At 44.4% G+C, this 10,126-nt stretch carries 12 protein-coding genes and 1 pseudogene; 8 read left to right on the top strand and 5 right to left on the bottom strand.

The window, feature by feature from the left end:
- Together P5683_RS07960 and P5683_RS07955 are read left to right on the top strand one after the other, a co-directional pair.
- Positions 1-153: pseudogene (locus P5683_RS07960) on the top strand (IS630 family transposase); the annotation flags it as partial.
- A 19-nt stretch (positions 154-172) separates the two neighbouring features.
- The gene (locus P5683_RS07955; RefSeq protein WP_071533530.1) at positions 173-382 is read left to right on the top strand and encodes a hypothetical protein; all 210 of its coding nucleotides are present in this window, start codon (positions 173-175) and stop codon (positions 380-382) included.
- Here P5683_RS07955 and P5683_RS07950 read toward each other — a convergent pair.
- From P5683_RS07950 to P5683_RS07940, 3 genes are all read right to left on the bottom strand, one after another.
- The gene (locus P5683_RS07950) at positions 329-487 is read right to left on the bottom strand and encodes a hypothetical protein (RefSeq protein ID WP_155839091.1); all 159 of its coding nucleotides are present in this window, start codon (positions 485-487) and stop codon (positions 329-331) included. The genes P5683_RS07955 and P5683_RS07950 overlap by 54 nt on opposite strands.
- Before the next feature lie 12 nt (positions 488-499).
- A complete protein-coding gene (locus tag P5683_RS07945) occupies positions 500-1,036 on the bottom strand; it encodes a thylakoid membrane photosystem I accumulation factor (protein WP_006621704.1) in 537 nt (178 codons plus the stop codon).
- A gap of 311 nt (positions 1,037-1,347) precedes the next feature.
- Positions 1,348-1,578: a hypothetical protein gene (locus tag P5683_RS07940; RefSeq protein ID WP_006667936.1), complete on the bottom strand. Its 231-nt coding sequence runs from the start codon at positions 1,576-1,578 to the stop codon at positions 1,348-1,350.
- 30 nt (positions 1,579-1,608) lie between these two features.
- Between P5683_RS07940 and apcA the strand changes: the two genes are divergently transcribed.
- The 4 genes from apcA to P5683_RS07920 all read left to right on the top strand — a co-directional run bounded on the left by apcA (position 1,609) and on the right by P5683_RS07920 (position 4,400).
- On the top strand, positions 1,609-2,094 hold the full coding sequence (gene apcA, locus P5683_RS07935) for an allophycocyanin subunit alpha (RefSeq protein ID WP_006617276.1): 486 nt from the start codon (positions 1,609-1,611) through the stop codon (positions 2,092-2,094).
- Between the two features lie 84 nt (positions 2,095-2,178).
- Positions 2,179-2,664 carry an allophycocyanin subunit beta gene (apcB, locus tag P5683_RS07930; protein WP_006617275.1) on the top strand — a complete coding sequence of 162 codons (486 nt, stop codon included), beginning with the start codon at positions 2,179-2,181 and terminating at the stop codon, positions 2,662-2,664.
- Between the two features lie 249 nt (positions 2,665-2,913).
- Positions 2,914-3,117 (top strand): phycobilisome linker polypeptide, encoded by a 204-nt coding sequence (locus P5683_RS07925; RefSeq protein WP_006621706.1) that lies wholly within the window; start codon positions 2,914-2,916, stop codon positions 3,115-3,117.
- 422 nt (positions 3,118-3,539) lie between these two features.
- The gene (locus P5683_RS07920) at positions 3,540-4,400 is read left to right on the top strand and encodes a hypothetical protein (protein WP_008056960.1); all 861 of its coding nucleotides are present in this window, start codon (positions 3,540-3,542) and stop codon (positions 4,398-4,400) included.
- A 12-nt stretch (positions 4,401-4,412) separates the two neighbouring features.
- On the opposite strand, the gene P5683_RS07915 is transcribed toward P5683_RS07920, so the two are convergent.
- The gene (locus P5683_RS07915) at positions 4,413-5,156 is read right to left on the bottom strand and encodes a phycocyanobilin:ferredoxin oxidoreductase (RefSeq protein WP_006621708.1); all 744 of its coding nucleotides are present in this window, start codon (positions 5,154-5,156) and stop codon (positions 4,413-4,415) included.
- A gap of 42 nt (positions 5,157-5,198) precedes the next feature.
- Here P5683_RS07915 and P5683_RS07910 point away from each other — a divergent pair, with 42 nt between their 5' ends.
- Positions 5,199-5,360 (top strand): hypothetical protein, encoded by a 162-nt coding sequence (locus P5683_RS07910; RefSeq protein ID WP_008056962.1) that lies wholly within the window; start codon positions 5,199-5,201, stop codon positions 5,358-5,360.
- Positions 5,361-5,491: 131 nt separating this feature from the next.
- Entirely contained in the window at positions 5,492-9,790 is a 4,299-nt protein-coding gene (locus P5683_RS07905) for a hypothetical protein (RefSeq protein ID WP_008056965.1), read from the top strand.
- A 143-nt stretch (positions 9,791-9,933) separates the two neighbouring features.
- On the opposite strand, the gene P5683_RS07900 is transcribed toward P5683_RS07905, so the two are convergent.
- Positions 9,934-10,126 (bottom strand): hypothetical protein (locus tag P5683_RS07900; protein WP_315669433.1); only part of this gene is annotated, 193 nt, incomplete at its 5' end.

Raw genomic sequence — 10,126 nt, 5'->3', positions numbered from 1 at the left:
GTAGAGATGATGTGGTCACAGCTCAAAAGTTGAGTGTGCAAGTTCAGGACGGAGACCATGGAATTATTAGTGAGATTGGTAGAAGTGGCGGTAAGCCTTGTGGATTTACAGTGTTTGAATAACTGGTTTACCAAGTGTTGTTACTGTGCTTAATGATTGAGATAAAGGCTGTATAGTCAAGCTGGGGACTGATGGCATTACGGTTTTTTTAGTCTGGCAATTAATGAAGCAAAACCAGAAACTGATATCAGAGGTTAACTCCAGAGACAACGAATTAATGAAGCTGATTTACACAATCCTAAATCAATATAGGCAGTACCCAACAGGATTAAGCGATCGCACTAGCCGGATTAACCGTCCCAGGGGAGAAAGCAAGGAGTAAGTTATCAGACTGACCCAATGGAAGGTAGCCTACTGGGAAAATGGACAAAACAAGTACAAATTCCCAGTTAGGACAAAAAAGCGATCGCATTAAGTCCCTTGACACCAATCTGGACTTCTACAATTCCAAGACAAAGGTGAACGCTTCACTATTAATCTCATTAACGGGTTTGCGTCGCAGTTCTACAGATTTCTCACGGGGTAATAAGTCGAATACTTCCCGGAATACATCATCTACCTTTTCATAGGCGACTAGCCCCACCTCATCTAACACGACATCTCCTGATTGGTCAATTATCACTGTTTGGGGAACATATCCTCGATAGTAATGACCCGGTTCCGTGGGAGGTAGGGACGAGTCCATGGGGATTGAATCAATATTAACTGGGATAAAGTCCGCAGCCCTTCCGTAATACTCTTGTAGTTGCGATACTGTTGTCGAAAATACTTTGCAGTCGCGGCTGTCGTCCAGGAAAAAAACTAGCAATGCTGGTTTATGGAGTCTCAAAGACTGGGACAGTTCAACTCGTGGCGGCACCAGAGACCCATTACCGCCATAAAGAGCAAAAATGTTGCCATCAAACTTATCATCGTCAATATTTGCTAAAGCTGGACCAGTTCCCAGGGGAAATGTTAGCAAGGCAGCTAAGGCCATGATTAGTAAGCCCCTGGGTATGAGTCGGAGGTTGAATGTTATTGGGTTGGAGTTCAGCACTGTCATCAGTTAATTGAGAGTCCTAGCTTTCGGAATTGTTACAATCTTTTAACGACATTTTACAACAGCGATCGCCAAGATTATGACCCGAATATTCAGCCAGTATCGGGAAAATCACCGCCGGATTTGGCCATTTACCTCAGTCCCTCGTCCCTAATTATTAAGTTTTTCCCCATGAAATGTTAAAAACTATTACAAATATACTAATAATGTGAACATAATGCCTCAAAATACATTTCGAGGTAGTCATGTCATGAGGTTTCATTTGGGGGACCAAATAGGGACACCCGAAACTCGTGGCGGCGTATAATCAAATACGCCCGATCGCGATCGATAAATGACTCGGCAATCTTGGTAATAGCCAAAAGTTGCCTGCTCAGGAGAAGTTGCCTGCTAACCGCCACCTGTGGCAGGTTAAATGGTACTTCCCAAAGCTGAGGAGCCACGACACCGGGCTGACCGAAAGTCGTAGGCTTCATCATGAACACATTAGCTAAACCCTGTGGTAGAAAATGAGTATCGTTACCAAATCCATCGTCAATGCAGACGCTGAAGCGCGTTATCTGAGCCCTGGTGAATTAGATCGGATCAAATCCTTTGTTACCTCTGGCGAACGCCGGGTTCGGATTGCTGAAACCATGACAGGTGCTCGTGAGCGCATCATCAAGGAAGCAGGAAACCAACTTTTCCAAAAACGTCCTGATGTAGTCTCTCCCGGTGGAAATGCCTACGGTGAGGAAATGACTGCCACCTGCCTGCGGGATCTAGACTACTACCTGCGTCTGATCACCTACGGAATTGTTGCTGGCGATGTTACCCCCATTGAAGAAATCGGGGTTGTAGGTGTTCGCGAAATGTACAAATCTCTTGGTACTCCCATCGAAGCAGTAGCTGAAGGTGTACGGGCTATGAAGAGTGTAGCCACTTCCCTGCTGTCTGGAGAAGACGCAGCCGAAGCAGGTGCTTACTTCGACTACCTAATTGGTGCAATGTCATAAGCACTGGCGATTATCTCTTATTAATCGACCAAGATTCATCTAAACAATTCCTAGATCAAGCGACCATTAGCAAACGAAACCATCATGCAAGACGCAATCACTTCCGTAATCAACTCCTCTGACGTTCAAGGTAAATACCTGGATGCTAGCGCTATCCAAAAACTGAAAGCCTATTTCGCTACTGGTGAACTGCGCGTTCGTGCAGCAACCACCATCAGCGCTAATGCAGCTAACATCGTTAAGGAAGCAGTTGCTAAGTCTCTGCTGTACTCCGATATCACCCGTCCCGGTGGTAATATGTACACCACTCGTCGCTATGCTGCTTGCATCCGTGACCTGGACTACTACCTCCGCTATGCTACCTATGCTATGCTGGCTGGCGATCCTTCCATCCTGGATGAGCGTGTACTCAATGGCCTGAAAGAAACTTATAACTCTTTGGGTGTACCCATTGGCGCTACCGTTCAAGCTATCCAAGCTATGAAAGAAGTTACTGCTGGCTTAGTTGGTGCTGATGCTGGTAAGGAAATGGGCATTTACTTTGATTACATCTGCTCTGGCTTGAGCTAAGACTGCTCACAGAGGAAGCTAGAATGTAGTCATCCCCTTTGGAAATACTACAGTCTTGGTTCTTCAATTCCTATAAACTTAGGGCCAGGGAAGTCTGAAGTGAGTGCTAGACCGCCAAAGGCTTGTCTGTATCATTGATAAGTTTTAGCGAGCTAGTATTGGCTTATGACTCCCGGCCTTTAGTCATTTGATAAATATTACTGTCAAATACTGTCAAAATTGCTGACTTAACTCAGGAGCAAGATAATCATGAGAGTTTTCAAAGTAACAGCTTGCGTTCCCAGCCAAACACGGATTCGCACTCAGCGTGAGTTACAAAATACCTATTTCACTAAGCTGGTTCCCTATGACAACTGGTTCCGGGAACAGCAACGGATTATGAAAATGGGTGGAAAAATTGTCAAAGTTGAATTAGCCACTGGGAAGCCGGGAACTAATACAGGACTGCTGTGATCATAGTGGAAACGCCAACCGCCTTGGCGGTGTGGCGTGTTTAGTTCACCCGCTCAATTTCGCTACAATTGCGATCGGGTGTATATATGCCAATAGCAATCAGCGCTATATATCTAAAAATTAATTTAACTTCATCTTTTTGGGCACTTGTGGCTAGGTGGGCTTGTATATTGATGGCCCCGTTTCTCACCACCACGAGTGGCTTTTCTGCTTGTATAATTAGAGAAATACACTTGACCAACAGAACTAATCACCTATCACGAGTAGATATAAGGGGTGCGTTTGGTCACTTATTCGCTCAAGTCCAGGAAACTGCTAGATCCGAAATACCTTCGAGGAATCCCTGTCCCCCGGCTTAAATAGTCAATATTTAAATGTAAAATTCCCCTGGGGAAGTATGTCAACCTTATTGATGATTGCTGATGGATAATAGTACAAATTTCGTTGAATCTATATTAGCACAAACTCCTTCCGAAAATCCTACCACTAATCTGAGTAATAAAGTCACCTCAGAAATGTTGTGGATGGGGGCTACAGGTTTGATGCTAATAATACTGATTGTAGTCTCAGTCATTTATAACTCTAAAAACAAAGGTCTTGCCAAGCAGTTGAAAATGGAGACCTTTAGAAATAAAGAACTCCATAAAAAATATAAATTAGCCTTGGCGACTATTTCTAAAATGGAGAAAAACCCAGACTTAATTCACTCCAGGGAATTTAACCTTGATTATCTCAGGATGAGAATGTCTGAGGATGTTTTCCATTATGCCATCATTGTTCAAATTAAGATGAAGGTCAAGCAGCAAATAGCTGTGGCTCTGCGACCTACACAGGCGGCTGTGGGAGAAAAAAGTAATGCTGGTCAAGGTCGCCAAGTTGATTCAATTTTTGATGTTGAATACGACACAGGAGACCCTGAACATAGCAAAAAACGGGTATTATTTCGGATACAAATTAGGTTGATGAAATTACCCACGCAAGCAACTTCAACGACTATTAATCAGATTATTGACTGCTTGGAAACCTATTTGAGTCCCTCGGATGACCATGATAATTGGCAACCGACAATTCAGGGGAGAATTGCCCATATTGAATGGGACCAAAAAGCCAAACCTACTCCCCTATTAGTGTTAGAACAATCTAACGAAGGCATGAATGTTACGTTCCGTACTAATAGGAAACTCCCGGAAAGTCAGGGTAAAACTCCCTTACCAGCATCAGGTCGCAACAAGTCTAAACGCCGTAAAACTACTTCGAGTGGTAACACTCATTTTACCCCTTAACTGTGGCTGGTCTCAGTCTTCAGGAGTATCAAATAAAACTGTGGTCATATAGCGTTCTGCCCATTCCTCGCCAAAGGCTTTTTCGAGGACGCGCCTGGTCTTATCGTTTTGCTGTTGTTGTTGACAGTAGTGGCGTTGAGCGTTGATCATGTGAATTTGTTGCTCTGGGGAAACTGGAGTTTGAGCGATCGCACTTTGACAGTGTAGTTCCATATAAGTCTCAACCCGACTCAGAAACAGGTTTTCCTCTTGCTCATTTGCCGGACGCACAAACAGACAAAACTCGGAAAAAATATCCCCCCAGGCGGGAATATCACGGGGTTGAGAAAAATGATTTTGGGGTAATTCTTGCAGGACTCGGTGATAATTTTCGGGTAAAGTGCGATCGCCATTCATGGGCGACAAATCCACAATCGCCGCCCCAATTCTACCACGTCCCCCCACCAAATCCGTACCAAACATAGGCAGAGCATAGGAACTGCGGGGAAACATCACACAATGGAGAATATCCAAACCACTACCCACCTTAGCCAATTCCAAGTGCATCTTACGAAACTGTGGAGTTTGATAGCAGCGATTTTCAATAGTCAACCTTTCCCCTTCTAATCGCCCCTCAATATATCCTAAATCATCAGGCAGATGATAGGGTTGCAGATCCAAATACTGACCCCACAGGCGTTCAATACTGTTCGCCAATCTACGAATTAACGGGTGTTGTTGTTCCCGCAAAGAATTTTGGTTGTAAGTTGATTGCATTCTCAAACCTAATTAAAACAGCCGTTCCCAAAAAAGCAAGTTATGAATATTGTAAGTCCCCCTGAACAACTATGTGCATCAGCCAGGAAGCGTCGGCCCAATTATTTCAGTGAACCCGCCACAGCCCAATTTATGTTAAAGGGAGACAAGCGACAGCAGTTTCTGAAACCATACCCCTGCTTAGGTTTCAGCCTATCACCTTAGACCTGAGCCGGAATGTTTCGGATACTGATACGGTTATTATCACACAATTAGTGGGTATCTGTAAGTATAATTAGTTAGATTTGCTGTAATTCGTTTGCACTCCCTGGGTTAATTGGAAATCCGCAAGACCTATGTATATTTACACTACCCCCAGGTTTGATCAACAAGCCAAACAATTTGGTATTCAGGGTCAGATTGCAGAATTAGTGGTAGCCATTCAGACCCAGGGCAGTTCTGCTGTCCATGCCTATTTTAACTGGAATTATCCCTATCTGAAGCGGCCTGTCCGTAATCTGAGACTGCTAGGGAAAATCTTTCCTTTTAAGAATGAGCGAGTATTGTGTTTACTGGATGTTTTGACTAGGGGGGGTAATGAATATGAGTCTTTTCTGCAAAACCCCGAAGACTACGGGAAAAAGCATTTAGACCCTCTAGTTTATTATACTGACCTGGAAAATAGTATCAAAGGCCAAAAAGAAAGACAAAAAGGGCCTTTACGTCCAAAATTTTTACCAGAAATCTATCACGGTTGGCTACAACGACCTACCTGGACTCGCAACACAGACGATCGTATTATTTGTGAAGGTGAGGTCTGGGTCAAACAATTTCAGCAGCAGGAAACTCGCGACCAATGGCAGAGTTATGGTGAAATTGTCCTAGCCATTGTCGAAGGACAGGAGGCAAAACAGGACACTTCCTGGCCAAATTTATACTTAACCCGTAAACCAGACAGTAGTAATTATGTCCTCTATAGCCATTTAGAGACAGCCGACGGCTTACCTCGTCGGGTAGTGTTCTTAGTAGCCAGTTTTGATAGTCCACCCCAGCCCGGCGATATTGAGGCGGTGCTACAACAGACCCGTCTGTTAACTCTCGACTTTCCCCAGGGTATTTTTTCCACACCCATTACATTTGATATTCTCTCGCGTTATACCCGTCGCGCTTATCCAGACTATTTAGTCCTAGATCGGGAAATTTGGCTAGAAATTGAAGCAGATAATGGTATTAATTTAGCCCTTTCTGTGGAAGAAGAAAGAATTTTACATGAACTTTCTAGCCCGGATTCTGAAAATTCTCTACCGTTATTTATTAATGGTCGCGCGGGGAGTGGCAAATCAACCATGTTGGTTTATTTGTTTGCTGAATACTGCGATCGCTACCGGAAAATTTATGCTCAAAAACTCCCAGAAAAAGTCATTAAACCACTATTTTTGACTTATAATGAACGTCTGCTAACTCGCGCGAAACAAGGGGTAGAAAAGCTGCTAATAACTAACTATAAGTTCATGCTCAACAGCAGTAATTTGAAGAAAAAACCCCCCTTAGAACCTTGCTTTCAATCCTTCCAAGATTTTCTAATTAATTTACTTCCTCCAGAAGAAAGCGACAAATTTGATCGCGATCGCTATATCTCCTTTTACGACTTCCGCCAACACTGTACCCATCGCCAAAAACGCTACTCTCCCGAATTATGCTGGCATATTATCCGCACATTTATCAAAGGCTATAGCCTCGTCACTCAAAACGATGAATACATGACCCCAGAGGATTATGATGATGTTCCTCGCCGAGAAAAAACCATTTCCTCAGAAGTCTTTGATGCCATTTATAAACAGGTATGGCCATGGTACTATAAACTAACCCATGATGGTGGCTATTGGGATGACCAAGACTTAATCCGGCGAGTCCTGCAAGTCCAAGGTGATAACCTCCCCAAATATACAGCCATTTTTTGTGATGAAGCCCAGGATTTCACCAAGTTAGAACTATTGCTAATCGTCAAACTCTCTCTATTTTCCGACTCAGTTATGTATCCCCCCATTCCCAGTTTACCCTTTGCCTTTGCGGGGGACCCATTTCAGACCCTTAACCCCACCGGATTTCGTTGGCAAAGCGTCAAAGCCACATTTTTTGATCAGGTAATTTCTCACCTAGATCCTGACCAAAAACTCAATCTAGGAATGTCATTTTATGAACTAGAATCTAATTACAGATCCAGCCCAGCCATAGTCAAAATGACCAATTTAATTCACCTATGGCGGCATCTAGTTTTTAAAATTCCCAAACTCAAACCCCAGGAAGCATGGCAACCAATAGCCAATGCTCGTCATCCCCAAAAATTCATCTTTGGTCAGCGTAATTTTTCCGTAAATGACCTCAAAAGCCACATCGAAAAATCCCCCATTTTTATTGTACCATGTGAAGCAAACGGCGAATTAACATATATCAGAAATGATGATTTTTTATCTTCGTTATATCCGGGAGCCAGCGAAACCAATCCCCCGAAAAATGTGTTAAGTGCCATTCAAGCCAAAGGCTTAGAATTCCCCCTAGTAATTTTATATAAATTTGGCGAACAGTTTGCCAAGGAATTTGGGCGATCGCTTTGGGATTATATCAATTTAGACCAAGAACATCCCTTAGAATTAGAGTATTTTTTCAATAAATTATATGTAGCAGCCAGTCGAGGAATCACTAACCTAATAGTCATTGACACAGAAGCTGGAGACCGCCTCCTCTGGCAATATGCAACCACAGACTCGTTGCACCAATCTGCATACCAACTAGAACAATGTTTAGCTGCATCAGACGATCGCCAAATTTGGTACGGCTATATAGGCGGTTTAAATTGGGGCGATAGTCTCGAAAATCTCGATCTCGATCACCGGGAATTACAAGCCCAAGAATTTGAAGAAAACGGCCGAATGCAGAAAGATCCAGTTTCCCTGCGACGGGCTAAACAGTTCTATCTCGAACTCGGAAAGGAACAAGAAGCCCTACTATGTGAAGCCTGGGCTCTGAGATTCGATCGCCGATTTCGAGAAGCCGGGCTATTGTTCTATCGCCGTGGTGAAAATGACGCAGCCTGGGAATGTTTCTGGCATGGTCTATGTTGGCAAGCCCTACTCAACTGGTATCACCAATTCCCTGAATCAAGACCAGCAGAACGTCCCCTAGTAGAATTCATGGCAACCCCCACCAAAACCTTAGCTGTGGTCTTTGCATTTACCCTGTTTTTAGAAGAAGTCCTAGCCCAAAAATCTACTACCGACCCGGGAAAAGTCAGTTTATCCAATTATGTAGGATCAAATGCCAGTACCCAGTATAGTTCTGGGCGCCCCCACCTCGGTTCTCGCACGCCGGACCACAACCGCAAACCCTGGAAAGCTGCCATTTCTGAATATGCCAGCAGAATCAAACGTTTGATGGCCGAAAAGCGATTATCTCTCCCCCAATGGCAAAGATTTGGTGATGTATTGGAAGCCTTAGATGAAGCCAAATATGATGGCCTCCTAGATATTGCTGGGGAATGCTTCTATCGAGCCAAAAACTTGCGGCGGGCGGTCCGCTGTTGGCAGCGTTGTGGGTCTACTGACCGACGGGAATATAATATTGCTTTAGCTGATGTATTAGGCTTCCCAGAAGGTTTGGCTTATTTGGAACGAGCCGGAAATAGCGATCGCATTATTGCTGAATGGGAACGCGCCGGTCGTCCCGTCACCGCCCAGTGGTTAAAATATGGCGAATGTGTTAGACGCGCTTTACTTGCACAAAATCGCTACCGTGACTGGGTAGAATATTTGATGCGCTCCCGACAATGGTCTGATGCGATCGCCGCCTTAGAAGAGTGTTCTCCATCCGAAATCAAGAGCTTACAGTTTGAGTTAATCCGACAACTGGCTCGCTCTAATTTGACCCCACAACAGGTCCGCATTGCTCGCTCTCGCTATATGACCCTCATAGACCAAGTATTATCTAATTCCGATTGGAAAACCTATCTAGCAGTTCCCGAAGTCGGCATAGTCCTCGAAAGAATTGGCGATTTGGTGCGGACTTTACGATTTTATGAGCAGTTTGTTCAAGCCGAAAACCTGCATTTAAAGGTGTTTGCTCGACAACGTTGGATTGTTAATAAAATTAAACAGCAAAATTATGCGGCCAACGTTGACACTAGGCGGGCTGTCGCTATTCAGGAGGAGATTAACCGCAAAGCCTCTGATTGGAGGATTGATTTAGACGCTTTACCTACCGATCTGCCACCCATAGACCGTTTGACAGTCCATAAATCCCAGCAAGCCGCTATCAATCTTGTCCAAGGGTTGCCCCCTGGAGTGCAGCTAAATCTTTCCTCTTCCGATGGTCATGCTTATAGTTTCCGTATTGATTCCATTGAAGTGCGGGTCGTTAAACGCGATCACCTCCTCAAGGCGACAATTACCGATCTGCATACTCTCAATTTGCTACAAATCGAGGTTGATAGTCGCGGCGGTAGGGTCTGTATTGGCAATATGTTTGTCGAAGCGGATGATGGTCAGCGTCTTTTGTTTCAAGGTCCTGTTACTGGCTGTAGTGGCGCGATTATCTATCGTCAGAGTCCCCCATTGGTTCAACTAAAGTTACCCAATCACCCTGATACTATTGTTTTTTAGCAATTTGTTATCTTTGGGCGTGCATCACATCCCTAGGGGCGGGTTCTCCCATCCATCCTCTATTTCACCAGAGTCTTCATAACCCGCCCCTATAAAGTTACCCAATCACCCTGATACTATTACTATTATTTTTTAGCAATCTGTTATCTTTCCGCGTCCATCACCATCCGTAGGGGCGGGTTCTCCCATCCATCCTCTATTTCACCAGAATCTTCATAACCCGCCCCTATCCTAGTTTTTCCCGTAGCTTGTCCGATGCGAAGCACCCTACGCGGGTGCAGCAGTCTTATCCTGTGTGCTGTGGCTGGCTTTAGCACCGGGGCGGGTGTAGCAGTC

Origin of the sequence: Limnospira sp. PMC 1279.21, assembly GCF_032349615.1 — a bacterium.
GTDB classification, from domain to species: domain Bacteria; phylum Cyanobacteriota; class Cyanobacteriia; order Cyanobacteriales; family Microcoleaceae; genus Limnospira; species Limnospira fusiformis.
Note: the sequence above shows the minus strand (reverse complement) of the source record. Positions and strands in the feature narration are given on the sequence as shown.